Source organism: Aurantimonas marina (genome assembly GCF_017183135.1).
In the GTDB taxonomy this organism is placed as follows: domain Bacteria; phylum Pseudomonadota; class Alphaproteobacteria; order Rhizobiales; family Rhizobiaceae; genus Aurantimonas; species Aurantimonas marina.
In genome coordinates, this window is sequence record NZ_JADDXW010000001.1 from 331,126 (window position 1) to 355,522 (window position 24,397).

The following is a 24,397-nucleotide window of genomic DNA, read 5'->3' on the forward strand; positions in this document are numbered from 1 at the left end:
GCCTTGCGCTCGCCGGAACCGAGAGTGCTACCGCGTCGGCACCGGATGCTCGCCGCGATAGTCGTAGAAGCCGCGGCCGGTCTTGCGGCCGAGCCAGCCGGCCTCGACGTATTTCACCAGCAGCGGGCACGGCCGGTATTTGGAATCCGCCAGCCCGTCATAGAGCACCTGCATGATCGACAGGCAGGTGTCGAGGCCGATGAAATCGGCAAGCTGCAACGGCCCCATCGGGTGGTTGGCGCCGAGCCGCATCGCCGTGTCGATGGATTCCACCGAGCCGACGCCCTCGTAGAGCGTGTAGATCGCCTCGTTGATCATCGGCAGCAGGATGCGGTTGACGATGAAGGCCGGAAAATCCTCCGAAACGGTGATCGTCTTGTCGAGCGCGGTGACGAACTGCTTGGCGCTCTCGAAAGTCGCATCATCCGTGGCGATGCCGCGCACCAGTTCCACCAGCTTCATCACCGGCACCGGGTTCATGAAGTGGATGCCCATGAACCGTTCGGGCCGGTCGGTCGCCGAGGCCAGCCGCGTGATCGAGATCGACGAGGTGTTGCTGGCGAGGATCGCCGCCTCGGACAGATGCGGGCAGATGTCACGATAGATCTTGCGCTTGACCGTCTCGTCCTCGGTCGCCGCCTCGATGACGAGGTCGAGGCCGGTGAAGGCGGCGGGATCGGTCGCTGTACGGATCCGTCCGAGCGCCTCGGCCCGCTCGACCTCGGTGATCTTCTGCGAGGCCAATTGCCGGTCGAGCGCGGCGCTGACGCGCTCGATGCCGGCAGCCGTGCGATCTTCCGCGATGTCGTAGAGCGTCACGTCATAGCCGGCGAGCGCGGCGACATGGGCGATGCCGGCGCCCATCTGGCCCGCGCCGACCACCCCGACCTTGCTGATCCTGTCCGCCATCTCGCCTTCAACCGCCTCCCGGAATTTGTTGCGCCGCAACAGTAATGCTCACCCCTCCCGCCGTCAAAGGCGGCGCGGCGACGCTCAGAGCTTGTCTTTCAACTCCGGCAGGATCTGGAAGAGATCGCCGACCAGGCCGTAATCGGCGACCTGGAAGATCGGCGCCTCCTCGTCCTTGTTGATCGCCACGATCACCTTGGAATCCTTCATGCCGGCCAGATGCTGGATCGCGCCGGAAATGCCGGCGGCGATGTAGAGATCGGGCGCCACCACCTTGCCGGTCTGGCCGACCTGCCAGTCGTTCGGAGCATAGCCGGCGTCGACCGCCGCGCGGCTGGCGCCGATCGCCGCGCCGAGCTTGTCGGCGACGGGCAGGATGAATTCATCGAACTTTTCCTTCGAACCGAGCGCGCGGCCGCCGGAGAGGATGATCTTCGCCGACGTCAGCTCCGGCCGGTCGCTTTCCGCGAGACGTTCGCCCACAAAGACCGAGAGCCCCGGATCGGCGGCGGCATCCACCGCTTCGACCGAGGCCGAACCACCCTCACCAGCGGCCTGAAAGCCGGCGGTGCGCACGGTGATCACCTTCTTGGCGTCGCCCGCCTTCACCGTCTGGACGGCGTTGCCGGCATAGATCGGCCGCTGGAACGTATCGTGGCCGTCGACCGCGACGATGTCGGAAATCTGCATCACGTCGAGCAGCGCGGCAACGCGCGGCATGACGTTCTTGCCGGACGTGGTCGCCGGAGCGACGATGGCGTCATAGGCATCCGCCAGCTTGACGACGAGGTCGGCGAGCGGCTCGGCAAGGCGGTGCGCATAGGCCTCCGCATCGGCATGCAGCACCTTGGCGACGCCGGCAAGCTTCGACGCGGCCTCCGCGACGGCGCCGGAGCCGGAACCGGCGACGAGGACATGCACGTCCCCGCCCATCTGGGACGCCGCCGCAAGCGCCTTGGCGGTCTGGTCGGAAAGGGCCGCGTTGTCGTGTTCGGCGATGAGAAGCGTGGTCATGCTATTGTCTCCCGATCGAGGGCAGTTTCCGTCGCTCGTCTGGACGGAAAATCGAACTTACCGGCGGAACCGGTCTTCTCGTCGCAAGTCCGGACGGAAAACCGGTGCCCACTTTTCCTGGACTGGCTTTAAAGAACCCCGGCCTCGTTCTTCAGCTTGTCGACCAGGTCGTCGACGCTCGCGACCTTGACGCCGGCTTCGCGCTTTTTCGGCTCGACCGTCTTCAGCACCTCCAGCCGCGGCGCGATATCCACGCCGTAATCGTCCGGCGACTTTTCCTCCAGCGGCTTCTTCTTCGCCTTCATGATGTTCGGCAGCGAGGCATAGCGCGGCTCGTTGAGCCTGAGATCGGTGGTGACCACCGCCGGCATCTTGATGTCGACGGTCTGCAGGCCGCCATCGACCTCGCGCGTCACCTTGGCCCGGCCGTCGGCGAGCTCCACCTTGTTGGCGAAGGTGCCCTGGCTCCAGCCGAGCAGCGCGGCGAGCATCTGGCCGGTCTGGTTGCAATCGTCGTCGATCGCCTGCTTGCCGACGATCACGAGGTCGGGCTTTTCCGCGTCCACCACGCCTTTCAGGATCTTGGCGACGGCGAGCGGCTCGGTCGGCTGATCGGTCTTGACCAGAATGCCCCGGTCGGCGCCCATCGCCAGCGCGGTGCGGATGGTCTCCTGGGCCTGCTGCGGGCCGACGGAGACGGCGACGATCTCGGTGGCCGTGCCGGCTTCCTTGAGGCGGATCGCCTCTTCCACCGCGATCTCGTCGAACGGGTTCATGCTCATCTTGACGTTGGCGAGATCGACGCCCGATCCGTCCGGCTTCACCCGGATTTTCACGTTGTAATCCACCACACGCTTGACGGCGACGAGAACTTTCATCGGCGAAGACTCCCCCTTGGTCGACCCGGAGCGATCCGGACGCTTGTTCAGTTGAACTCGGCCTGACTCGTCCCTCGCATGCGCCCGTGATTGCGACACGAGTTCGGCCGATTGTCGCAATGCGATAAATGACGTCTACGTAAGTGTCAAAAACCCTTGCGTCTCTGGCCGCTTAGTGACGCCCCGGCCGGCATCTTTCAAGCCCCGCGCTCGTCTTTCCGCTCAAGCTCGACGGAGCGCGGCGTTTCGATCCGGCTGTCGAACAGTGGCACGCCTTTTTGCCGCAGCACCAGCGTCAGCGCCGCCCCGGCGAGAATGCCGCCGGCATGAGCCGCGTAGGAGACGTCCTCGCCGCCGGCAATGAACAGCGCGAACTGCCAGCCGATCCAGATCGCCAAAAGCAGCCAGGCCGGCAAGTACAAGGGGATGCGGCCGAAGGCGAGCACCCACACCCAGACGCGCGGATGCAGCATCAGATAGGCCGCCGCGACCCCGGAGACGGCGCCCGACGCGCCCACCAGCGTCGCCTCGGACTCCGGCATGGCGAGAGAATGGGCAAAGGCGCCGGCCGCCGCGCAGGCGAGATAGAACAGGAGAAAGCGGAGATGGCCGAAGGCATCCTCGACATTGTCGCCGAACACCCAGAGAAACAGCATGTTGCCGAGGAGATGCCAGAAATTCAGATGCAGGAAGGCGTAGGTGACGAAATTCAGCGCCTCGGGCACCGCCACATAGTGCGGCGGCAGATCGGCATAGCCGTTCACCACCGCCGGAATGAAGCCGTAGGTGATCTCGAAGGCCGACAGCAAGGCGCCGGTCTCGCCGGTTGCCGTGAACACCAGATAGATGACGACGTTCACGGCGATCAGCCCGACCGTCACATACTGGAATCGGATGCGCCGCAGCCGGTTGGCGTCGTAGATGGGAACGAACACGGGCGATCCTTGCTGCGCGGGGCAGCCCCCTCGATTACCGGCTCTGGCCGGGCACCCACAGAACGTCGCCCTTGCCGTCGTCATTGGCAATGCGGGCGGCGACGAAAAGATGGTCCGACAGCCGGTTGATATAGGTGAGCGCCGCCGCCGAAACGATCTCACCCTCCTTGCGGGCGAGCTCCACCATCAGCCGCTCGGCCCGGCGCGCGACGGTGCGCGCGTGATGCAGATGGGTGGCGGCGGGCGAGCCGGCCGGCAGCACGAAGGAGCGCAGCGGCTCCAGCCGGGCGTTCATGGCGTCGATCTCGCGCTCCAGCCGCTCGACCTGTGAGGGCACGATCGCCAGCCGCTCATAGGGCAGTGGCTCGGCCGTCTCGGGGGTCGCCAGATCGGCGCCGAGGTCGAACAGCTCGTTCTGGATGCGGGCGAGCATTTCGTCGAGCGCTGAATCGGCGGCAAGCCGCACGAGGCCGACGACCGCGTTCAGCTCGTCGACCGTGCCGTAGCTCGCGACCCTGACATCCGATTTCGCCCGCCGCTCGCCGGTGCCAAGCCCGGTGTCGCCGGCATCGCCGGTTTTTGTGTAGATCTTGTTCAGCTTGACCATGATGTCTCCGTTCGGCGGGGATCATAGGGGACGCGGCGGCGGGGGATAGGGGCGTGGCGCGAAGAGGGCGCCGGGGTGGTCAAATGCGTCGTCGCTCTGTTCCGGCGACCTACCCCTCGAAGCGGCCCGTATCGTCACGATCGCGCGCGTAGCGCCGCGTCAGCGGAAACGCCGGCAACCAGGCTTCGCGGCGGACGGTCCACAGTTCATAGGTCGGCATCAATTGATCGGGGGCGTCCAGCGATCCGAGATTCACCTCGATCTCGTCGCCGCTGCGGCCGAAAACCGGCGAGCCGCAGCGCGGACAGAAGAACCGCCCGGCATAGTCGCGGGTGTCGCCCGCGATCGTCACCGCATCCTGAGGGAACACCGCAGAGGCGTGAAACAGCGCCCCATGATGCTTGCGGCAGTCGAGACAGTGACACAGGCCGACCCGGTACGGGCGTCCCGATGCCACGATGCGGACGTCGCCGCACAGGCAACCGCCGGTGAATCGGTCCATGTTGCGCCTCCTCTCAGATCAGGGGTCGACCACTTGCCGACGAAACCGCATTCAGCGCGTCGACAGCGCCGCGCGACCCGCAAATCCGATTTCGCCCGCCGCTCGCCGGTGCCGAGCCCGGTCTCCCCGGCATCGCCGATCCTGGCGTCGATCTTGTTCAGCTTGACCGTGATGTCCCCCGGTTTGGCGGCATCATAGGGGATGGGTGCGTGGGGGATAGGTCTAGGTGAGGAGCGCGGGCGAAAAGGGGGGCGCAGGGCTCGTTGTGGGGCGAGAAGGATTGGCTCGTGGCCAGCGGGATGTCGAGATGGTTCAGCGCCTCCATTTCGCGGCCACAGTCGTCCTCCAACCGACGAGACCTCAATCTCGAAAATGGATGTTCGGCAACCGAGAGAAGTCGTGAGCAGGAGCCACTTGCGTGGGGAGATTTCTGCGAACTTGCCCGGCATCTCGACACCGAATAGACCGGGTGCATGACGATCCTTACCGTGAAGGCCCAACAAGATCACCTACAGAAGGTCGCCAGTACGCGCGACCCTGTGAAGGCGCTCGCGGAGTTTGTATGGAACGCTCTGGACGCCGATGCTACGGCTGTGGATGTGGAGTTCGAACGAAATGCCTTGGGCGGGCTGGAAGCGATTGTGATTCGCGACACCGGCAATGGCATCTCCCACAAGCGGGCGACCCAGGATTTCGAGAATGTGGGAGCGTCTTGGAAACGTCAGGCCCGGCGGACGCGAAAGCAGCGCGCCGTGCATGGAAAAGAGGGACAGGGACGGCTGCGGTTCTTCTCTCTGGCGAGGAAGGCGTTATGGGACAGCTGCTATGAGGAGGAGGGGCAGAGATTCCGGCTAGCAATCGAGATATCGGCGGACGCATTGAAGACGGCGGATGTTTCCGACCCGGAATCGACTAGTGACTGTGCTACCGGGACTGTTCTCAGGCTCGGACCTCTCAAGGAAACGTTCGATTGGCTGACGGATGAGGAGATGCGTTCAGATTTCAGCGCGATCTTTGCGCCTTACCTGCTCCAGTATCCAGATGTCACCATTACTTATGACGGTCGGCGTATAGATCCAACAACGACGATCGACAGAGCGATGGATTTTCCCGCTCAGGTAGTTATTTGCCCCAACCGCGTGGTCAAGGATGTCACCATTAAGGTGATCGAGTGGAAGGTGAATGTTGAGCGTCGGAAAATCCATTTTGGCGGTGAGAGCGGCGTCGTGCTGGGATCGCAAGCCGCGAATGTTACGGCGCCTGACTTCAATTTTTCCGCATATGCCTATTCCCCATTTTTTCAGGAGATCGCCGACGCGAACCTGCTTGATTTCGACGGACTTAACGATCCCGACTTCACCCGGGTCGTCGATTATGTGCGCGAAACACTCACCGACTACTTCCGGATGCGGCAGGCTGAGCGGAGCGGCGAGTTAATCGAGGAACTGAAGGCGGCTGGCGTCTATCCATACGTGGGGGATCCGAAAGATGCGGTTGAGAGTCGTGAACGCCAAGTTTTTGACATCGCCACGCACGCGGTTTCGTCGTACTCGCGTGAGTTCAAGAAGGCGGACAATTCATTAAAGAAGATGACGCTGAGCCTTCTTCGAGAAGCCATCCGACACAATCCGGAATCCATCTCGAACATCCTACATGCCGTCTTCAACCTACCAAAGAATCGACAGGACGAATTCGCAGGACTCCTTAATAAAACTGCACTAGCGAGCATTATATCCGCCTCTAGCCTTATCGCCGATCGCGTTGTGCTTCTGGAAGTTCTGAAGGGAATCGTTTTCGACCCAAAGCATCGGAGAACGGTTAAGGAGCGCGGCGAGCTCGACATTCTCATCCGGGACAATACGTGGGTCTTTGGCGAGAACTTTCACATCACTCTCGCGGAGCGCGGGCTTACAAAGGTAATGGCACGCGTTTCGCAAGAGCTGGCTATCAAGACAGGAAGTAAGAAAACGCGGAAGCCGGACGGAAAGATTGGCCGAGTCGATTCTTTCCTAGGACGTGTTGTCCCCTATCCTGACAAAAACCATCGCGAATTCCTGCTTCTCGAACTCAAGCGCCCATCCCTTCGAGTCGGTCGCAAGGAATTGGACCAGCTCGAGGATTACGTCAACGCGATTAAGAGTCAGCCTGACTTCATCAATACACAGACTGACTGGAATTTCTTCCTTGTCACAGGCGAATACGACGACGCCGTGAGAGAGAGGATTACCCAGAGCGGTCGCCCTGTTGGCCTCTTTTTAGAGAAACCAAACCATAAAGTATGGGTGAAGTCGTGGGCGGAGCTTATTCGAGAGTGCGAAGCGCGGCTGCACTTTATTCAAGAACAGTTACAGATCGAAGTTACAACTGAAGAGATAGAAGATCGCATCTCGCATTTGAAATCTTCCATCCTGCGGGGGGAGAAATCAGCGCAAGATGCCAGTGAGGGGTCGGCTGGCAAATCCCATCCGGAGGCTGGAACAGAATTCCAGCACCGTCAGGCTGGTCCTCTCGAGTATCCTTCATCGCCTTCGTAGAGTTTTGATTTTACACGCTTCGCAATTGATGCCGAGCGTCGCTTGACTGTCAAGCTTCGGCCATATCCCGGCGCAGGCAGTTGCTTCATACAGCCGCTCACCCCCATCCAAGCAGCAGTTGCAACCCAGCCGCTGCCGCCTGCTACCGTACCAGCAGCAGCACGTCCGCGAAGACGAGCCGGCGTCCCCGGAATCACCGGCCTTGGTATAAATCTTGTTCGGCTTGACTATGATACATAATGCATGGCGCCATCAACGCGCACTTATGAACAGAAAATCCCGTTAAATAAAACTAGCGATATTAATACTTTTACTGATTGCATAAATTATTATCACCGCGCCCGACATAGCAAAAAATTGCTTCAAAAAAAACATTATTATCTGAATGATGCGGAATACCCAAGATCCTAGGGACATTCTGTACCCGAAATTGAAATTTCTCGCAGCCAGAGAAGCAGAACTCCATCCGAAAAACATCTGAACATAGTCACAAACAATTACAATACAACCACATATTGCGCTTAATACCAGCAAAAAATCAGTATCGTCGCTGAGATTTTTGGAATATTCCGTCGCTTTCGAAAGCAAACTAAATGCAGCCGCCACTAACCCGAACCCGATGTAGCGGCTCAGATCGCTGATTTTTTCCGAGAAATAATCCTGATTCGCTCGCTGGTTCTTGCGGCGTTCCGCCGGCTCCATCCCACGCTCCTAGTTAGAGTGATTAAGGCCGGTATCGCGGCCCACCCGATCCATCATCGTCACCTCGATTGACAGCATCCTTGAGGCTTTTCCCGGCAGAGAACTTCGGAACGTGGCGTGTTGGGATCGTAATCTCTGCGCCAGTGGACGGATTTCTCCCCTTCGATGCAGCACGGTGGGATACAGAGAATGTCCCAAAACCAGTAAGACGTATTTCGTCTCCTTTGATTAGAGCCAACTGAATGGCATCAAAAACTGCTTCAACGGCAGCCGCTGCATCAGCTTGTGTCAGACCAGCCTTGTCCGACACCGCAGCGATGAGATCCTGCTTGTTCACGCCATCTCCCAGTCAAATCTCCTGAAGATTACGTAACGTGACATAAAGGAAATTATGCGGCAAGCCCTACTGCTGCTGTTCGTATGACAACGTCGGCGGCTTCGCTTTAAGCTTCTGGGCCGTAAGCAGCACATCATCACCTACCCGCGACCTCCCCCCTATCGCGCCAGCAACAGCACGCCAGCCAGGATCGACACGGCGCTCCCTGCGAAAAGATGCTTGCGCGCATCCGATTCTTCGAAGTGCTCGCCTGGAGCCGGACCGGCAGCTTCCGCCCACCCCCCAAAAAATTTTCTCCCCACCCTTTCGACCCCCCGCATACTCTGATCACCGCTGGCCCACGGAACGGGCGCGAATGATCACCGGGATCGTTCGGGGGCCAGCGGGCGGCGTCCGCGACGGGGCTTCTTCCGGAGAAGCATCCGGCCCGGACGACCCTTTGCTCCGCCGGACCGTCCCCCACTAACGAGGGGTCTGCGGATCGGTCCGCTTGAGGCCCCGCAAGGGCCGAAGAGCCGGCAGCGCATGGGAGCCCACTCAAGGCAAGGGCGCCCGTGTCGAAGGGTTGGTCAAACGCCGCGCGGGATGCCGGAGGCGGACCGTATCGACTTAAAACAGTCGGAGGGTTCGCCTCCGGCGTCCCGCCGCCTCTCCCGAGCCACGCGAGGGAGGGCTGCGATCAGGGACCCGCCAGCGACGAGCTTCGCGAGGAGCTTAAGGGCGGGACAGAGAAACGGGCCCCTTAGCGAGCCGCAAGGCGAAGCTTAAGGAGGGGACAGATAATCGAAGCGAAAGGGGGAAGGATCAGTGTCGAGGAATGCATACGCCGGCCGTGAACGCGGTGCGGGCGATGACGCGCGCCTTCTCGCCCCTTGGAAGGAAAAGGGCAGCCCTCCCCGCTTCGTCATCCTCGCGCTTGCGCGGGGATCCATGCCTCCGCGTGCGTGACGTCCGCTGCGATGACGGAAGCGGCACGTGTTTCCGGGACCGATCTGGCGGCGGCAACGGCTTGGCATGGATCCCCGACCTGCGGCCGAGGATGACGAAGCGGGTCACTTGCGCGCCCTCTTCCCACTGGTGGGGGCGAGAGAGCGCCGAGACCCCGTAGCCCGCCGCCGCGCGCCCACTCTCCCACATCCGTGGAGCGAAGAAGCCTCGAAGGGCGAGGGAGAAAGCCCCCTACCGTGCCAGCAGCAGCACGGCGACCAGGACGAGCACCGCGATGCCCTGCAGGATGATGCGGGCGCGCATCAAATTCTGCGAGGTGCTGCTGGAGCCGCCCCGCATCAAATTGAGGAGCCCGGCGCCGAGCACGCCGGCGGTGGCGAGCATGAAGAACAAAGCGAGATAGGTGAGCGTATCGGACATGCCGGCCTTTTCGAAGGGTTTGCGGCGGGAGCACGCAATATAGGTCGTGACGGCGACGGCGCGAGTCCCGCGCTCGCGAGCGGGATCGCGGGAACGCGGCCGGGGCTCAAAGGCTCGCCGGCACGGGTTTTCGTCGGCGGGTCGCGGCGGCAACGCCGACCCCGGCAATGACGAGGCCGGCAAGCTGGATCGGCGACAGCGTCTCGCCGAACAGCAGCCAGGCGGTGATCGCGGTGACGCCCGGCACCAGATACATCAGCGAGGCGACCTGCGACACCGCGCCCTCGCGGATCAGATAAAGCATCAGGAACACCGCGCCGATCGACAGGACGAAGACCAGCCAGGTGAGCGCGAAGACCAGTTCGCCGGTCCAGTCGAGCACCATCGTCTCGGTGAGCCATGCCAGCGCCAGCGTCGGCACGAGGGCGCCAAGATATTGCAGCGCGGTGCCGGTGCGCAAATCGACGCCGCCGACGAAGCGCTTTTGCCAGACCGAGCCGGCCGAGATCGCCAGCGCCGAGAGAAACACCGGGCCGAGCGTCAGCAGGCGGTATTCGCCCGAACCGTCGAGCTTCGGCAGGATGACCAGGGCGACGCCGAAGAGTCCGAGGACGAGGCCGAGGAGATGGCGCGGCTGCACGCGCTCGCCGAGGAAGCTGGCGGCGAGGATGGTGGTGAGCACCGGTTGCAGCCCGACGATCAGCGCCGCGATGCCGGCGTTGAGGCCGTGGCGCACGGCGAAGAACACGCCGCCGAGATAGACGCCGTGGATCAGGCTGCCGGCGATCATCGCGTGGGCCGCCGGCCGCCAGCCCGGCCAGGGCGCCCGCATCAGGAGGACGACCGCGCCGAGGATCAAGAGCGCCAGCGCGTAGCGCAGCGACAGGAAGGTGAACGGCTCGGCATGGGGCATCGCATAGCGTGCGCCGATGAAGCCTGTCGACCAGAGCATGACGAAGATCGCCGGAAAGAAGGGCAGCAACCGGTTCACTTTGACGGCCTTTCGGGACGGACGAGTCGGCGGCGAGCGGGCGCCGCGATCGTTCCGCTCTAGCAGGGCGGCGCGCGTGCCGGAAGCCGGATATCGTCAGTCTGTCTGACGGAATCGCGCCGCGTGCGTTTGCCTTGCCACCCGGCGCGGTCTATCGCCGGGGCTCAAGCGAATGCCGGCCCCGTCTCATGCAAGACATCCTCAACGTCATCGTCCCGATCTTCAGCCTGATCGCCATCGGCTTTCTGGTGGCGAAGGCGAAGCTGTTGTCGGACGCGACCGGCGAGGCCCTCGCCCGTTTCGTCTTCGTCGTCGCGGTGCCGGTGCTGCTGTTTCGCACCCTCGCCACATCGGCCTTCGGCGACGCCAACCCGCTGTTTCTGTGGCTGACCTATTTCAGCGCCATCGCCATCGTCTGGACGATCGGCAGCGTCGTGGTCCGGCGCCTGACCGGTGCCGACCGGCGCACCGGCGTCATCGCCGGCATCTCGGCGAGCTTCGCCAACACCGTCTTCGTCGCCATTCCGACGATCCAGCGCGCCTATGGCGACGCCGGCCTGCAACCGCTGCTGCTGATTCTGGCCATCCATCTGCCGGTGATGATGATCGTCGCGACGCTGATCGTCGAGCGCGCGGCGCTCCTCGACGCGCGCGACGCCGGCACCGCGCCGCCGCGGGTCTCGACGGCCAAGACGCTGAAGCGGGTCCTGAAGAACCTGGCGACCAACGCCATTATCGTCGGCATCCTGTCGGGGCTCGTCTGGCGCGCCACCGGCCTGCCGCTGGAACCCCATGTCGACGAGATCACCCAACTGCTCGGCGGCACGGCCGGCCCGCTGGCGCTGTTTTCCCTCGGCATGTCGCTGACCCGCTACGGGTTGCGGGGCGACGTCCTGTCGTCGGCGATCGTCGCGACGCTGTCGCTCGTCGTCATGCCGGCGATCGTGTTCTTTCTCGGCACCTGGCTCGTCCTGCCGCCGCTCTGGCTGAAGGGGGCGGTGCTCACCGCCGCCGCGCCGGCCGGCGTCAACGCCTATCTGTTCGCGGCCTATTTCCAGTCCGGCGAGAAGCTGGCGGCGACGACGATCCTGGTCTCGACGGTGCTGTCGGTGGTCACCCTCAGCGTGTGGCTGACCGTGCTCGGGTAAAACATTCCGCCGCCGACCGGCCGGGAAAGCCGACCATGCGGCGAATGTCTTCCGCACAAAGACCGGCCTCGCGCAACGCCTTCAGCGCGGTGTCGCGGGCGCTCTTCGACAGCTTGCGGCCGTCGGCGCCCAAAATCAGGTCGTGATGATGGTAGCGCGGCGCCGGCAGGCCGAGCAGCGCCTGCAACAGCCGATGGACGCTGGTGGAATGAAACAGATCCCGCCCCCTGACGACGTCGGTCACGCCCTGCAGCGCGTCGTCGACGACGACGGCGAGATGATAGCTCGTCGGCATCTCCATGCGACCGAGCACCACGTCGCCCCAGTCGAGCGGCCGCGCGGCGATCTCGCCGCTGACACCCTCGTGCGAACGCCCGGTCTCGGTAAAGGTCAGCGCCGGCACCCGTTCGACCGCCGCCTCCGTGTCGAGCCGCCAGGCGAACCGTTCGCCGTCGCTCATCTTCCGCTCGCGCTCGCGCGTCGACAGCTTGCGGTCGAGACCGGGATAGAGCGGCGCCCCATCGGGATCATGCGGCCAGGGCTCGCCGGTTTCCTCGATGTGGCGCTCGGCATGGGCGCGGATGTCGCCGCGCGACATGAAGGCCGGATAGATCAGTTCCTCGTCGGCCAAGGCTTCTAGCGCTGCGGCGTAGTCGGAAAAATGCTCCGACTGCCGGCGCGGCGCCGCATCCCAGTCGACCCCGAGAAAGAACAGATCGTCCTCGAGCTGCTGCTCGTAGGCCTTGGTGCAGCGGGCCCGATCGATATCCTCGATGCGCAGGAGGAATGTCGCGCCGGCCTCGCGCGCCATCTTGTGGTTGAGCAGCGCCGAATAGGCATGGCCGAGATGCAGTTCCCCATTCGGGCTGGGCGCGAACCGGAACACGGCTGATGTCAAATCCATCGCATTGATTCCCCTCGTTTCCCGTCCGCCCTAGAATCGGAATGCGCAGGGAACGTGACAGAGTCGCGGCAATTGAGGAACCGGACGCCATGATCAGGACACAAGCCGACATTGCGGCGGCGCTGGATGCCCTTCGACTGGCGGACGGCCGCCTGCATCGGGTGATCGACGCGGCGGGCGAGGTACCGCTGCGCCGTAGTGCTGGCGGGCTGCAAGGCCTTGCCGGCATTATCGTCGCGCAGCAGGTCTCCAAGGCGAGCGCCGACGCGATCTTCTCCCGGTTCACACGGGAGGTCGAGACCGACGACGCCGCGGCGATCCTCGCTGCGCCCGACGAGGCCTTCCGCCGAGCCGGACTGTCGCGCCCCAAGCAACGCACGATGCTGGCGGTTGCCCAAGCTGTGCAAGACGGCGAACTCGACTTCACGCGTGTCGAGGCGGCGTCCGCCGACGACGCGATCGCCGAACTCGTCGCGGTGCGCGGCATCGGGATATGGACCGCTGAATGCTATCTCTTGTTCTGCGCCGGTCATCCCGACATCTTTCCCGCCGGGGATCTCGCCTTGCAAGCGGCGCTGGGCCACGCCTTCGACCACGAGGCGCGGCCGGCGGCGGCGGCCGTCGCCTTGATCGCCGAGCGCTGGTCGCCGCACCGTTCGGTCGCTGCGCGCCTGTTCTGGTCCTATTACGCGGCCGTGACGCGCCGCGACGCGGCCCCGGCGCCCGCCGCCGAATGACCCACGTGACATTTATCCACAGATCTTCTCCACAGGGCGACCAGACTGCTGGCAACCAAGGGAACCCGTTCGCCAAACTCGCTCACGCCCAGGCTTCACAAAGGCGACACGATAGAGCACGATAGTCACGCAGTCTTTGTTGAGATCGTTGGGAGTTAAGGAGAACGACCGGTGACGATCGCCGTGACTCAGGACTTATCCCCAGCACTCGTGCTGAATGCCGACTTCCGGCCGCTCAGCTATTATCCCCTGTCGCTCTGGTCGTGGCAGGACGCCGTCAAGGCGGTGTTCCTCGACCGCGTGACGATTCTGGCCGAATACGACCGGGCGGTGCGAAGTCCGACCTATTCGATGCGGCTTCCCTCGGTCGTCTGCCTCAAATCTTACGTCAAGCCGGCGCGCCATCCCGCCTTCACCCGTTTCAACGTCTTCCTGCGCGATCGCTTCCAGTGTCAGTATTGCGGCTCGCCGCAAGAACTGACCTTCGATCACGTCGTCCCTCGCTCGCGGGGTGGCCTGACCACCTGGGAGAATGTTGTCGCCGCCTGCTCGCCCTGCAATCTCAAGAAGGGCGGGCTGATGCCGAAGTCGGCCGGGATGTTCCCGCACCAAAAGCCCTATCAGCCGAGCGTCCACGATCTGCACAACAACGGCCGGCTGTTTCCGCCGAATTTCCTGCACGAAAGCTGGCTCGATTATCTCTACTGGGATTCCGAACTCGATCCCGAATAGGCGCATCGATCAGCAACGCGATTCTCCACCGGTCCGATCGAAACCCCTTCATCCCGTTCGTTCGAAGCTGCATCGACGACGCAACGATGTGCGCTGCCCGCCAAGGTCCTCGATGCTAGGATGCCCGGCGGAGTGCCTCGCCTGAACCGGAACCATCGATGGACGAACCGCCAGACAAAGCCCGCCCGAAGCCGACTAGCACCGGCCTCGACTTCTACGCCGCGTTGCCGACCTCCGCGGATTTCCGCCGTCTCGGCAATCCCGCCGCCTATGTCCCGCTTCCAGACGATTGGGTGGTCGGGGTGGCCGACATCGTGCGCTCCACCGCCGCCATCGAAGCGGGCGCCTATAAGCAGATCAACACGGTCGCCGCGGCAGTGATCGCCGCCATCGCCAACGGCCTTGCCGGGAAGGATTTTCCCTTCGCCTTCGGTGGCGACGGCGCTGGGTTCGCCCTGCCGGCCGCCGAGGCCGAGCTTGGCCGCACCGCAATGGCCGCCGTCGCCGGCTGGGCGCGCGAGGCCTTCGACCTGACGCTGCGCATTGCGATGATACCGGTCGCGACCATCCGCGAGAACGGCCACGAAGTGCGGGTGGCCCGCTTCTCACCCTCACCCGACGTCGCCTACGCCATGTTCGACGGCGGCGGTCTCGCCTGGGCCGAACGGCGCATGAAGGCTGGCGAATATCGGCTTGAACCGGCAACCGGCGATGCCGCCCACCCGGATCTCACCGGCCTCACTTGCCGATTCTCCGCGATTCCGGCAAGTCGCGGCCTGATCTTGTCGATCATCATGGTCCCAGCTCCCGAGGCCGCGCTAGAGCACTTCGCCGCCCTGGCACAAGAGATCCTGGCGCTGGGGGCCGACGGTATCGAAGCTGGCAGTCCTGTCCCGCCCGAAGGGCCGGAACAGCGATGGCCGTGTGCCGGTCTCCCGATCGAGGCGAAGGTCTGGGCGGCGAAAACCGGTCGAGCCCTGTGGTCGTCGCGGCTATCCGTTCTCCTGCGCTCTTTTCTCGCCCACCTGACATTCAAGACCGGAATCCACATCGGCGGATTCGACCCGAAGCGCTATCGCAAGGAACTCGTCCGCAACACCGACTTCCGCAAGTTCGACGACGGCCTGAGGATGACGCTCGACTGCACGCCCGCAGCAGCCGACCGGATCGAGGCGCGGCTCAGCGAGGCGGCGGCCGATGGGATCGCGCGCGTCGGCACCCACCGCCAGAATGCGGCACTGATGACCTGCTTCGTACCCTCGGCGAACCGCAGCGACCATGTGCATTTCATCGACGGAGCGGCGGGCGGCTATGCTGCGGCGGCGGCAATGCTTCCCGGGCGCGACGGCAAAGGATCGGCCTGATCAGCCGAACACGGCCAGAACCAGCGGCAGGCTTGCCGCCGCCAGCAGCGTCTGCAGCGTGACGAGCCCGGCCATCAGCGTCGCGTCGCCCTTGAGCTGGGCCGTCAGCACATAGGCGGTCGGGGCGGTCGGCAGCGCGAAGAAGATCACGATCAACGACGCATCGAGGGGTGACAGGCTGAACAGCCATGCAACCAGCGCGGCCAGGATCGGCATGACCAGAAGCCGGGCCGCGCTGTTGAGAAGAAGCGTCGTGGTCTCGGCCCGCGCGGCCGAAAGTTTCAACGCCGCCCCAACGCACAGGAGGCCGAGCGGCAGGCTGGCAGCGGCCAACAGGCCAAGGAATCGGTCCGTCCCGAACGGAAGGCCAACGCCCGTGAGGGCAAAGGCCGCCCCGGCGGCGCAGGCGAGGATCAGCGGGTTGCGAACCAGCGGCATCAGCAACTGGCGGGCACTGGTTTCGCGTTCGGCGGTTAGGGCGATGACCGACAGGACATTGACCGCCGGTACCAGCACGGCGAGGACGACAGCGGCCCGCGCCAGGCCCTCGGTGCCGTAGAGGCTTCCGACCAGTGCCAGCCCCAGATAGGTGTTGAAGCGGATCGTGCCCTGGACCAGCGGCCCGTAGCGCGCGGCCGGCCACCCTCGCCAGCGGCGCAGCAGCGCAAGGACGATGGCGGCGACGACCAGAACGACGAGGATCGCCGCAGCGAAACCAAGGAGCGTCGGATCGGCCAGCGGCGCGTTGGCAAGGCTTGCAAAGAGCAGCGCCGGGAAGAGAACGAAATAATTGAGCTTCTCCGCCGCCGGCCAGAAGCCCTCGCCTGGAAAGCCCGACCGCCGGAACACAAGACCCGCGAGGATCAGGGCAAACAGCGGCCAAAGGGTCAGGAAAATCGCCGGCATCGCCTCGTATCAACCCTTTTCGGGGAGAGCGCCTCGCTTGTCCTCAGGCGAACCGGTCGGCCTTGGCGACGGCGCTGCGCAGCGCCACGGCCGCGAAGAGGGCGGACGCGACGGCGTTCCAGCCGGCGAAGGACAGGCCCAGGAAGCGGCCGGCCGCCTCGTCGCAGGATGGCGGCCGGATGGCGTCGATGGTGGCGAGGAGATCGCCGCTCATCAGGTCGCTGCCGCCGACCTGCCCGCAATCTGCCGGTCCCGGCCAGAAGCCCCACTCGACCCCGGAATGGAAGACGCCGAGATAGAGCGAAAAGAGCATGATCAGGCCAATCGCGAGGAGCAGCCCGCGGGTGAGAACCGCCGGCGCCCGCCCCGCCGCCGCGACGAAGGCAACGAGCGCTATGGGAATCGACACGTAATAGGGGATGCGCTGCTGAAGACAGAGGGCGCAAGGGATGTAGCCGCCGACATGCTGGAACAGCAGTGCCGTGCCGACGGTCATCGCCGTTCCCACGGTGAGGAAGCCCGATGCCAATGTTTGGCGAAAGCCGGTCGGGCGCTTGAAGCGTTCAGTCAATCCCATCGAAATCATCCGTTACATCAAATACCGCAACACGACGAAGCCGCCGACGAGCAGAACCATGAAGAGGGTGAAGAGCATGCCGAGATTGTTCTCGATGAACCCTTTGATCGGCGCGCCGTAGCGATTGAGCAGCCAGGCGACGAGGAAGAACCTCACGCCCCGGCCAATGATCGAGACGACGGTGAAGGTCACCAGATTGAGCCCGGTGACGCCGGAGAAGATCGTCAGGACCTTGTAGGGAAACGGCGTCATCGCCGCGAACAGTACCGCCCAACCGCCCCAGGAATTGTAGCGGGCCGTCAGTTCGGCGAAAGCGTCCGCCTTGCCGTAGAGCTCCAGGATCGGCCGGCCGACGAGGTCGAAGAACAAGGCGCCGATGGCATAGCCGAGAAACGCACCGAACACCGAGGCGACCGTGCAGACCAAGGCGATTCGGAACCATTTCGCCCGATCCGCGATCACCATCGGGATCAACAGCACATCCGGCGGGATCGGAAAAACCGAGCTTTCGATGAAGGACACCGCGGCCAGCGCTCGTTCCGCATGGCGGGTCGCGGCCAGTGACATGACCCAATCATAGAGGCGGCGGAGCATGGCGGGTTCCAGACCTGGGGTGCGAGACGAGGCCCGCGCGCATGGCTGGCGCATAGGACGAACGCGGCGCAAACGCAATTGCCGTCACCGCATTGCACAGAAGCGGGACCGTCGGCATTGACCGAGGACCCGTTGCGGCTATAGTCCCGCGTCGAATGGCCGAGGCCGTTCGCCCCTGTGGCGGAATTGGTAGACGCGCGCGACTCAAAATCGCGTTCCGCAAGGAGTGCTGGTTCGATTCCGGCCAGGGGCACCAATGTTCCGGCGCTGTTCTGGACGACATGACCACATCATCATCCTATGCTGATCTTTATGCCAGCTTCCGCTGGAATCTGCCGGACCGCTTCAACATCGCGGCGGCCTGCTCCGATGTCTGGGCGGCGCGCGAGCCGGACCGGATCTGCCTGATCGAGGACCGGGGCGGTGACGCGGCGCAAACGCTGACCTATACTGAACTTTCGCGTCGCTCCGTGCGGCTGGCGGCCGGCTTCGCGGCGCGTGGCGTTGGGCCCGGCGACCGGGTCGCGATCGTGCTGCCGCAAAGCTTCGAGGCGGCGATCGCGCACCTGGCGGTCTATCGCCTCGGCGCCATCGCCGTGCCGCTGGCGCTGCGCTTCGGACCGGAGGCGCTCGGCTTTCGCCTGCAGGCATCGGGCGCGCGCATGGTGGTGATCGACGCCGCCGGACTTGCCACGCTTGCCGCAGTCGATGAGCCGCTACCGGATCTCGCCGAGATCGTCGCCGTCGGAGCCGAAAAGCCCGGCGTTCTCGACTTCGCAGAACTTGAGGCGCAAGCGAGCCCGAACGCCGGGACCGCCGACACGACGCCCGACGACCCGGCGATGATCATCTTCACCTCCGGCACCACCGGGCCGCCGAAGGGCGCGCTGCACGGCCATCGCGTTCTGCTCGGGCATCTGCCCGGCATGAAATTCCACCACGAAGACTTTCCCCAAGCGGGCGACCGTCTCTGGACGCCGTCGGATTGGGCCTGGGCTGGCGGCCTGCTCAACGCGCTTTTGCCCTCGCTTCTCCTCGGCGTGCCGGTCGTCTTCACCAAGGCGCGGTTCGAGGCCGGAGAGGCCTTCGCGCTGATGGCGCGGCAAAAAATCCGCAACGCCTTCCTGCCGGCGACGGCGCTACGCATGATGAAGGGCGCCGCCAGCCCCGACGCGGTCGCCGGCCTCGACCTTCGCACCATCGGCTCGGCTGGCGAGACGCTGCCGCGCGACACATTCCTGTGGGCTCGGGAGACGCTAGGACTGACCGTGAACGAGTTCTACGGCCAGACCGAATGCAACATGGTGCTCGGCTCGTCGGCGACTTATGGCGTGTCGCGCGCCGGCGCGATCGGCAAGCCGGTGCCCGGCCACCGCGTCGCCATCCTCGATCCGGACGGGCGCGAGGTCGCGCGCGGCGCGACCGGGACGATCGCGGTCAAGGCGCCCGATCCGGTGATGTTTCTCGGCTATTGGCAGAACCCGGCGGCGACCGCGGCAAAGTTTTCCGGCAACTGGCTGACGACCGGCGACCAGGGCGTCATGGACAAAGAGGGTTATGTCACCTTCTTCGGGCGCGACGACGACGTCATCACCTCGGCGGGCTATCGGATCGGCCCGGGCGAGATCGAGGATTGTGTGATGACCCATCCCGGTGTCGCCCTTGCTGCCGTCGTCGGCAAGCCGGACCCGATGCGCACCGAAATCGTCAAGGCCTATGTGGTGCCGGCGGACGGATTTGCGCCGGATGCCGCGCTAGCGACATCGATCCAGAAATTCGTGCGCGAGCGGCTGTCGGCCCACGAATATCCGCGCGAGGTCGCCTTCGTCGGCGAGATGCCGCTGACGACGAGCGGCAAGATCGTGCGTCGGGTGTTTCGCGAGAAGGCCGCGCGGGAAGCGGCATCGGACGCGCCGCCGACGACCGCCCTTGGTCGCGCTTCATAAGCGAGCGGCGACCCGGCTATCCGAGCCAGAGCATGGCCCGCAGCCGCTCGCGCATCAGGCGGGCGAAATTGCGCGAGCGGTGCATCGAAGACAGCCCTTTCGCCGCCGCTTCGACACGCCGCGCGCCATCCGGCTTCAGGCCGAGAACGATGGTCGCGATCTCGATCCGCTGCGGCCAGAACCGGTTCATGACGAAATGATCCGGCATGGCGCAGGAATCGGCGCGCTTGACGGTCGGATCGGCCAGCAAGGCGCGGGTTGCTTCCGCGATGACCTGCTGTCCTGGCGAAGCTGCGGCGAAGGCCTCGTCATAGGCGCTTTTCCAAGCGTAGGCTTCGCCGCGATCGACGAAGGCGACAAGGCTGGCCACCGCCCGCGCGTCCACCTTGAGCGTGAAAACGCGCACCCGTCCGTCGGCGGCGAGCGCGTTGACGGCTTCGCGGGCGAAGGCCGCGCGATAGCGGTCCGTGATCAGGGCGCTGCGCTGCCGGCCCTTCCAGCCGCTTGCTTCCAGAACGAAAAAATCCTCCAGCGCCAGCCGGACATCTTCCTTCGCACGGGCGACATCGAAACTGACCGCGCCGGCGGCTTCCAGAAGACGGCGCTGGCGCGCGAGCTCGCGCCGGCGCCGACCCGAAAGAGCCGGCAGATTCCGGGGCCCGCCGTCCGTGTCCTTGAGCAGTGCGGCACGCGTGAAACCGTTGACGCAGGTGGCCGGCAAGCCGCGTTCCTTCGCCACCGCCAGAAGGGTCGTCGCCATCGCGCCGTCGATGCGGACATCGGGCAGGATGAGGATATCGGGCAGGGCGAATCCAGGCCTTGCGATGGTTTCGAGAAAGCTCGCCAGCGTGTCGGCCGGATCGTCGCCATCGACGGGCAGCGTGCCCAGCGGACCAAACGGATGCGTCCAGGCGCGGATCGTCGCAGGTCCGCCGACGGCCGCCGACCGTTCCAGCGAAAACGGCATCAGGAGGCGCAACCGGCTGTGCGAGCCGGCCTCGTCGCGAACCACCATGAGCCGGACCTTGCGTTCGTCGAGGCGTGGCATGGCGGGCACGAGAAACTGCGGATCGAAGAACACGTTGGGCTCGATCGACCGGCGCGACAGATGCGACAGCTCATCGACCAGGCCGAAAGCGGCCATCGGGGCGTAGATGGAGAAGTGGCGAACAGTATCGCCACGCGAAACGGCGATGTCGCGCTCGGGATCGTGGACGATCTCCGCTCCGCCGGCCAGCGCGATCTCGGGAGCGGTCAAGGGCGGAACGAATAACTCGTCGAAAAGAGGCTTGGCTGCCATGTCTCGATTATCCAATGCAGTCCTTCGACGCGAATCGCCCATCTCGACGGGAATTCGGTCGGCTCCGCTGCAAGGATTATCGCCATAGCCTTAAGAATCGGTCGCCGACGCTGGCGTTCGTCGAGATTCACCCCGCAAAGCCGCCATCGGCCAGAAAATGCCGCTCGGCCTCGCTCGATTCCCGGCCGAGGATCACGTTCCGATGGGGGAAGCGTCCGAAGCGCGCGATGATGTCGCGATGCTCCCTGGCAAAGGAGACGTTGTCCGCGTCGCCGATCTCGCCCATCCACGCGACGCACGCATCCTGGTCCGCAAGGCTCTCCGAATGCATCATTGGCATGGCGAGAAACTGGTTCACATCCTCTCCGACCGTTCGATGATCGCCGCGGGCGAGCGCCTCCCGGGCGATTGCAAGTGCCTGCGCGTCCGTCGCGAAGGCTTTCGGCGTGTTCCGGAACATGTTGCGGGGGAATTGATCGAGGAGGATCACCAGCGCCAGTGCTCCTGTCGGATCCCTCCGCCATGCACCGCGTTCGCCGCGAACCGCCTGCTCGTAGATGTCGCCGAATCGTTGCAGGATGGTCTCGTCGAATTCGGCGTCCTTGCCGAACCACCGCTCCGGGCCGGCCTCGCGCCAGAAATCGACGATGGTCTGGGGATCGATCGAAACGGTACTCATGGACGACTCCATTGGGCAAGCAAGGCGGCGGGAGTGCTGGCGGTACGCCGTCCGGTCAGCCGAAGCGATGTCCCGGCACCACCAGCGGATTGGCTTCAAGAGCGGTCCGGTCGGGCGCATCGGTCCGAACCCCGCCGGTGAAGGCGGCGAAGAGATCGCGGACATAGGTTTCCGGAAGCGCCTCGCCGATCAGCACGATCCGCGTTTCCCGGCTCGCGCCGACCGGCCATTCGGGAAGCTGCGCCGGCGGGTGCAGATAGCCCTGCACGCCGTGCAGCACGACCGGCCGCTCCGGGTATTCGCGCGTATAGACGAGCGCTTTCATGCGTAGGATGCGCTGGCCCTGAGTCGAGCGCAGGAGATCGAGAAACCCGTCGATGGCGTCCCAGGCCACCGGTTCGCGACACACGATCGAGAACGAGCGCACCGCGCCATGGGGCGCGTGCGCATGATGATGTGGAAGCGCGCGATCACCGGCGCCGTGCGGATGATCGCGGGCTCCCGAAGCGCGATGGTCGGCGCCCGATTCCAGGCCCAGCCACCGGTACGGGTCGGCGGAGCCGGAAACCGGGTCGTAGACGCCGCAATTAAGTAGACGCGACGCCAGCGGGCGCCCATCGCCCGCGTCGATCACAGGCGCACGCGAGTTCAGCGCGGCGATGGCCGCGTCCAGAGGCTCGGCCGCGGTCTCCACCGCGAGATCGGCCTTGGTAATGACGATCCGGTCGGCCACCGCCACTTGCCGTTGTGCCTCTTCGCGCTCGGCGAGGTTGCGGGCGCCGGCCAGCCGGTCGACCACCGCGACGACCCCATCGAGCGCGTAGGTTTCCAAAAGCCCCGGATGGGTCATCAGCGAGGCGAGGATGGGAACCGGGTCGGCGAGACCGGTGGTTTCGATGATCACCCGCTCCAGAGCCGAGTCGCCGTTGGGGCGCGGGCGCGTCGCCAGCTTGACGAGGGTTTCGACGAGTTCGCCGCGCACGCTGCAGCACAGGCAGCCATCCGACAATTCGATGACCCCGTCGCTCGACGCCGTCTCGACGAGGAACTGGTCGATTCCGGCCTCGCCGAACTCGTTGACGACGACCGCCGTGTTGGTCACACTTGGCTCGCGCAGCAGGCGGTTGAGCAGCGTCGTCTTGCCGGACCCGAGGAACCCGGTGAGGATGGTCAGCCGGATCGGTCGCGCCTTGTCGAAAACCGAGGCGGTCAAGACGAATGCATCAACGGAGCGCCGCCGGCTGACGCGCCAGGCCGGTTGCCGGATCGTCACGGTAAATTCCGAACCGCGAGGTTTTGCCGCCCACCGGACCGGGATCGATCGACACGGTCATGTCCGCGGCTTCGGCGGGCGCCGCGTCCAGGGGCGGTGGTTCGTTCTCGTCACCGCCCACCACCTGATCGAAGACGCCGACATCGGCGGCCACGACGGGCGGCACAAGGGCGTTTACGGATTCGGGCAACGTTAAGGCGACATCCTCCGACCGACTGGGCCGTGGCGTGGGCAGCGGGATGCCATAGGCCGATATCAGGGAGATGCCCGGCGCGGCGATCGCGTTGCCGGCCGCGCCTCCCAGACCAACCTGTAGGACAACGGGTGCCCGGTCCATTTCCTTGAGATAAGGGGAACCGTAGACCTCTTCGCGCTCCTTTTCCTCGACCCGCTCGTTGGCGCGGGCCGAGCGGCCCTTGGACGAACAGATGTAGCCGCTGACATCGAGCGGTTCGCCACTCGCTGTCGGCAATTCGTCGATAGTGGTGTCGATTTTCGCGAGATCGGCCTTGAAACCGGCCTCCAGGATCTCGGCGGCGTTACGTTCACGCTCGATGGTGCCGTTGGCGCCGATGACGACGGCGACGAGCGTGCTAGCGCCGCGTGTCGCGGACGACACCAGATTGAACCCGGATGCGCAGATATAGCCGGTCTTCATGCCGTCGGCCCCGTCGAAGCGGCCGAGTAGCTTGTTGCCGTTGTTCATGACCCTCTTGCCGTTGGAAATCGCCTCGGTGTTGAAAAAGTCCGAGAACGCAGGGAACTCCCGGCGAATGGCGACGCCGAGAATGGCCAAGTCCTTGGCGCTGGAATATTGCCCGTCGCCGGGCAGTCCGTTGGGATTGATGAAACGCGTATCCAGCATCCCGAGCCGCTTCGCCGTGTCGTTCATCATGGCGACGAAATTTTCCATCGATCCGTCGCCGATCGTCTGCCCGATGGCGTAGGCGACGTCGTTTGCCGACTTGACCAGCATCATCCGCAAGGCGTTGTCGAGTCGGATAACCGAGCCGGGCTGATAGCCCATCTTGCTGGGCGGCTCGGCCGCCGCGCGGCGGGTCATGACCACCGGCGTGTCCAGCGCCGCGCGCTCCTCGTGCAACGCTTTCAGCGCGAGGTAGGCGGTCATCAGCTTGGTCGTGGAAGCCGGGTAACGGCGCTCCGTCGCGCGATCCTGTGACAGCACTTTCCCGGTCTCGACATCGACGACGATCGACGCCATCGGCTGCGCGGTATCTTCGGCGGCCATCGCGCGCGAATCGCGCCCCGCGATCGGCATCGCGCCGAGCGACGCCACAGCGAGGCAGGCCGCGGTCAAAAATTGAAAATGACGGGAGGCAAGCGTCTTCACGCTGGATTCCTTCATTGATTGCGGTCAGTCTGCGCACTTTGCTGAACCTGAACGATTCAACGGGGCGCTTAGCTCCAAGCTGTGACGCAAGCATGGCGTGTTACAGTTG

The 24,397-nt window shown here is 64.5% G+C and carries 24 protein-coding genes, 1 tRNA gene and 1 pseudogene; 7 read left to right on the forward strand and 19 right to left on the reverse strand.

All coding sequences use genetic code 11. The features are described 5' to 3' along the window. Positions 1–27 precede the first annotated feature (27 nt). The 7 genes and pseudogenes from ING15_RS01630 to ING15_RS19345 form a co-directional block, all read right to left on the reverse strand. The gene (locus ING15_RS01630) at positions 28–909 is read right to left on the reverse strand and encodes a 3-hydroxybutyryl-CoA dehydrogenase (protein WP_206453017.1); all 882 of its coding nucleotides are present in this window, start codon (positions 907–909) and stop codon (positions 28–30) included. Positions 910–993: 84 nt separating this feature from the next. Continuing rightward, positions 994–1,923 carry an electron transfer flavoprotein subunit alpha/FixB family protein gene (locus tag ING15_RS01635; RefSeq protein ID WP_206453018.1) on the reverse strand — a complete coding sequence of 310 codons (930 nt, stop codon included), beginning with the start codon at positions 1,921–1,923 and terminating at the stop codon, positions 994–996. A gap of 128 nt (positions 1,924–2,051) precedes the next feature. Then, entirely contained in the window at positions 2,052–2,801 is a 750-nt protein-coding gene (locus ING15_RS01640; RefSeq protein WP_206453019.1) for an electron transfer flavoprotein subunit beta/FixA family protein, read from the reverse strand. Positions 2,802–2,998: 197 nt separating this feature from the next. Further along, complete coding sequence (locus ING15_RS01645; protein WP_206453020.1) at positions 2,999–3,736, reverse strand: rhomboid family intramembrane serine protease; 738 nt, start codon at positions 3,734–3,736, stop codon at positions 2,999–3,001. A gap of 34 nt (positions 3,737–3,770) precedes the next feature. After that, positions 3,771–4,343, reverse strand: coding sequence for a cob(I)yrinic acid a,c-diamide adenosyltransferase (locus ING15_RS01650; RefSeq protein ID WP_206453021.1), 573 nt, complete (start codon positions 4,341–4,343; stop codon positions 3,771–3,773). Between the two features lie 109 nt (positions 4,344–4,452). Next, positions 4,453–4,845 (reverse strand): GFA family protein, encoded by a 393-nt coding sequence (locus tag ING15_RS01655; RefSeq protein ID WP_206453022.1) that lies wholly within the window; start codon positions 4,843–4,845, stop codon positions 4,453–4,455. Between the two features lie 74 nt (positions 4,846–4,919). After that, positions 4,920–5,018 (reverse strand): annotated as a pseudogene (locus ING15_RS19345) (cob(I)yrinic acid a,c-diamide adenosyltransferase); the annotation flags it as partial. 300 nt (positions 5,019–5,318) lie between these two features. Between ING15_RS19345 and ING15_RS01660 the strand changes: the two are divergent. Continuing rightward, entirely contained in the window at positions 5,319–7,379 is a 2,061-nt protein-coding gene (locus ING15_RS01660; protein WP_206453023.1) for an ATP-binding protein, read from the forward strand. Positions 7,380–7,661: 282 nt separating this feature from the next. Here ING15_RS01660 and ING15_RS01665 read toward each other — a convergent pair whose 3' ends face one another. From ING15_RS01665 to ING15_RS01680, 4 genes are all read right to left on the reverse strand, one after another. After that, positions 7,662–8,081 carry a hypothetical protein gene (locus ING15_RS01665; RefSeq protein WP_206453024.1) on the reverse strand — a complete coding sequence of 140 codons (420 nt, stop codon included), beginning with the start codon at positions 8,079–8,081 and terminating at the stop codon, positions 7,662–7,664. A 22-nt stretch (positions 8,082–8,103) separates the two neighbouring features. Beyond that, on the reverse strand, positions 8,104–8,418 hold the full coding sequence (locus tag ING15_RS01670; RefSeq protein WP_206453025.1) for an HU family DNA-binding protein: 315 nt from the start codon (positions 8,416–8,418) through the stop codon (positions 8,104–8,106). Positions 8,419–9,597: 1,179 nt separating this feature from the next. Beyond that, on the reverse strand, positions 9,598–9,786 hold the full coding sequence (locus ING15_RS01675; protein WP_206453026.1) for a twin transmembrane helix small protein: 189 nt from the start codon (positions 9,784–9,786) through the stop codon (positions 9,598–9,600). Positions 9,787–9,892: 106 nt separating this feature from the next. Then, on the reverse strand, positions 9,893–10,738 hold the full coding sequence (locus ING15_RS01680) for a DMT family transporter (protein ID WP_206453235.1): 846 nt from the start codon (positions 10,736–10,738) through the stop codon (positions 9,893–9,895). 227 nt (positions 10,739–10,965) lie between these two features. On the opposite strand from ING15_RS01680, the gene ING15_RS01685 reads away from it, so the two are divergent. Then, a complete protein-coding gene (locus ING15_RS01685) occupies positions 10,966–11,925 on the forward strand; it encodes an AEC family transporter (RefSeq protein WP_206453027.1) in 960 nt (319 codons plus the stop codon). Here the strand turns inward: ING15_RS01685 and gluQRS are convergent. Further along, positions 11,897–12,829: a tRNA glutamyl-Q(34) synthetase GluQRS gene (gene gluQRS, locus ING15_RS01690; protein WP_206453028.1), complete on the reverse strand. Its 933-nt coding sequence runs from the start codon at positions 12,827–12,829 to the stop codon at positions 11,897–11,899. The genes ING15_RS01685 and gluQRS overlap by 29 nt on opposite strands. A gap of 89 nt (positions 12,830–12,918) precedes the next feature. On the opposite strand from gluQRS, the gene ING15_RS01695 reads away from it, so the two are divergent. The 3 genes from ING15_RS01695 (at position 12,919) to ING15_RS01705 (ending at position 15,662) form a co-directional block, all read left to right on the forward strand. Then, positions 12,919–13,566, forward strand: a complete 648-nt coding sequence (locus ING15_RS01695; RefSeq protein WP_206453029.1) for a DNA-3-methyladenine glycosylase family protein — start codon at positions 12,919–12,921, stop codon at positions 13,564–13,566. Between the two features lie 171 nt (positions 13,567–13,737). Further along, a complete protein-coding gene (locus ING15_RS01700; protein WP_206453030.1) occupies positions 13,738–14,298 on the forward strand; it encodes an HNH endonuclease in 561 nt (186 codons plus the stop codon). A 158-nt stretch (positions 14,299–14,456) separates the two neighbouring features. Beyond that, positions 14,457–15,662 carry a DUF3095 domain-containing protein gene (locus ING15_RS01705; protein ID WP_206453031.1) on the forward strand — a complete coding sequence of 402 codons (1,206 nt, stop codon included), beginning with the start codon at positions 14,457–14,459 and terminating at the stop codon, positions 15,660–15,662. Here the strand turns inward: ING15_RS01705 and ING15_RS01710 are convergent, their stop codons facing one another. Genes ING15_RS01710 through ING15_RS01720 form a run of 3 tightly spaced genes read right to left on the reverse strand, consistent with a single transcriptional unit; the run spans position 15,663 to position 17,739 of the window. Continuing rightward, positions 15,663–16,568, reverse strand: a complete 906-nt coding sequence (locus ING15_RS01710; RefSeq protein ID WP_206453032.1) for an AEC family transporter — start codon at positions 16,566–16,568, stop codon at positions 15,663–15,665. 43 nt (positions 16,569–16,611) lie between these two features. Further along, the gene (locus ING15_RS01715) at positions 16,612–17,145 is read right to left on the reverse strand and encodes a disulfide bond formation protein B (protein ID WP_206453033.1); all 534 of its coding nucleotides are present in this window, start codon (positions 17,143–17,145) and stop codon (positions 16,612–16,614) included. A 12-nt stretch (positions 17,146–17,157) separates the two neighbouring features. Continuing rightward, a complete protein-coding gene (locus ING15_RS01720) occupies positions 17,158–17,739 on the reverse strand; it encodes a YqaA family protein (protein ID WP_206453034.1) in 582 nt (193 codons plus the stop codon). 171 nt (positions 17,740–17,910) lie between these two features. Here ING15_RS01720 and ING15_RS01725 point away from each other — a divergent pair. Both ING15_RS01725 and ING15_RS01730 read left to right on the forward strand, forming a co-directional pair. Beyond that, positions 17,911–17,995 (forward strand) — tRNA-Leu (locus tag ING15_RS01725). A gap of 25 nt (positions 17,996–18,020) precedes the next feature. After that, entirely contained in the window at positions 18,021–19,685 is a 1,665-nt protein-coding gene (locus ING15_RS01730; RefSeq protein ID WP_206453035.1) for an AMP-binding protein, read from the forward strand. A gap of 16 nt (positions 19,686–19,701) precedes the next feature. Here the strand turns inward: ING15_RS01730 and ING15_RS01735 are convergent, their stop codons facing one another. The 4 genes from ING15_RS01735 to ING15_RS01750 form a co-directional block, all read right to left on the reverse strand. Next, on the reverse strand, positions 19,702–20,985 hold the full coding sequence (locus tag ING15_RS01735; protein WP_206453036.1) for a GNAT family N-acetyltransferase: 1,284 nt from the start codon (positions 20,983–20,985) through the stop codon (positions 19,702–19,704). Between the two features lie 127 nt (positions 20,986–21,112). Further along, positions 21,113–21,664, reverse strand: a complete 552-nt coding sequence (locus ING15_RS01740; RefSeq protein ID WP_206453037.1) for a DUF924 family protein — start codon at positions 21,662–21,664, stop codon at positions 21,113–21,115. Positions 21,665–21,719: 55 nt separating this feature from the next. Continuing rightward, positions 21,720–22,877 (reverse strand): CobW family GTP-binding protein, encoded by a 1,158-nt coding sequence (locus ING15_RS01745; protein ID WP_206453236.1) that lies wholly within the window; start codon positions 22,875–22,877, stop codon positions 21,720–21,722. A 10-nt stretch (positions 22,878–22,887) separates the two neighbouring features. Next, complete coding sequence (locus tag ING15_RS01750) at positions 22,888–24,288, reverse strand: D-alanyl-D-alanine carboxypeptidase family protein (RefSeq protein ID WP_332873745.1); 1,401 nt, start codon at positions 24,286–24,288, stop codon at positions 22,888–22,890. Positions 24,289–24,397: the final 109 nt, after the last annotated feature.

Coding starts and splice junctions, on each gene's coding strand:
- ING15_RS01665 (WP_206453024.1), bottom strand. CDS start 8,081: ATGGAGCCGGCGGAACGCCGCAAGAACCAGCGAGCGAATCAGGATTAT.
- ING15_RS01715 (WP_206453033.1), bottom strand. CDS start 17,145: ATGGGATTGACTGAACGCTTCAAGCGCCCGACCGGCTTTCGCCAAACA.
- gluQRS (WP_206453028.1), bottom strand. CDS start 12,829: ATGGATTTGACATCAGCCGTGTTCCGGTTCGCGCCCAGCCCGAATGGG.
- ING15_RS01740 (WP_206453037.1), bottom strand. CDS start 21,664: ATGAGTACCGTTTCGATCGATCCCCAGACCATCGTCGATTTCTGGCGC.
- ING15_RS01640 (WP_206453019.1), bottom strand. CDS start 2,801: ATGAAAGTTCTCGTCGCCGTCAAGCGTGTGGTGGATTACAACGTGAAA.
- ING15_RS01680 (WP_206453235.1), bottom strand. CDS start 10,738: ATGCTCTGGTCGACAGGCTTCATCGGCGCACGCTATGCGATGCCCCAT.
- ING15_RS01655 (WP_206453022.1), bottom strand. CDS start 4,845: ATGGACCGATTCACCGGCGGTTGCCTGTGCGGCGACGTCCGCATCGTG.
- ING15_RS01705 (WP_206453031.1), top strand. CDS start 14,457: ATGGACGAACCGCCAGACAAAGCCCGCCCGAAGCCGACTAGCACCGGC.
- ING15_RS01630 (WP_206453017.1), bottom strand. CDS start 909: ATGGCGGACAGGATCAGCAAGGTCGGGGTGGTCGGCGCGGGCCAGATG.
- ING15_RS01720 (WP_206453034.1), bottom strand. CDS start 17,739: ATGCTCCGCCGCCTCTATGATTGGGTCATGTCACTGGCCGCGACCCGC.
- ING15_RS01675 (WP_206453026.1), bottom strand. CDS start 9,786: ATGTCCGATACGCTCACCTATCTCGCTTTGTTCTTCATGCTCGCCACC.
- ING15_RS01730 (WP_206453035.1), top strand. CDS start 18,021: ATGACCACATCATCATCCTATGCTGATCTTTATGCCAGCTTCCGCTGG.
- ING15_RS01710 (WP_206453032.1), bottom strand. CDS start 16,568: ATGCCGGCGATTTTCCTGACCCTTTGGCCGCTGTTTGCCCTGATCCTC.
- ING15_RS01660 (WP_206453023.1), top strand. CDS start 5,319: ATGACGATCCTTACCGTGAAGGCCCAACAAGATCACCTACAGAAGGTC.
- ING15_RS01695 (WP_206453029.1), top strand. CDS start 12,919: ATGATCAGGACACAAGCCGACATTGCGGCGGCGCTGGATGCCCTTCGA.
- ING15_RS01650 (WP_206453021.1), bottom strand. CDS start 4,343: ATGGTCAAGCTGAACAAGATCTACACAAAAACCGGCGATGCCGGCGAC.
- ING15_RS01735 (WP_206453036.1), bottom strand. CDS start 20,985: ATGGCAGCCAAGCCTCTTTTCGACGAGTTATTCGTTCCGCCCTTGACC.
- ING15_RS01685 (WP_206453027.1), top strand. CDS start 10,966: ATGCAAGACATCCTCAACGTCATCGTCCCGATCTTCAGCCTGATCGCC.
- ING15_RS01635 (WP_206453018.1), bottom strand. CDS start 1,923: ATGACCACGCTTCTCATCGCCGAACACGACAACGCGGCCCTTTCCGAC.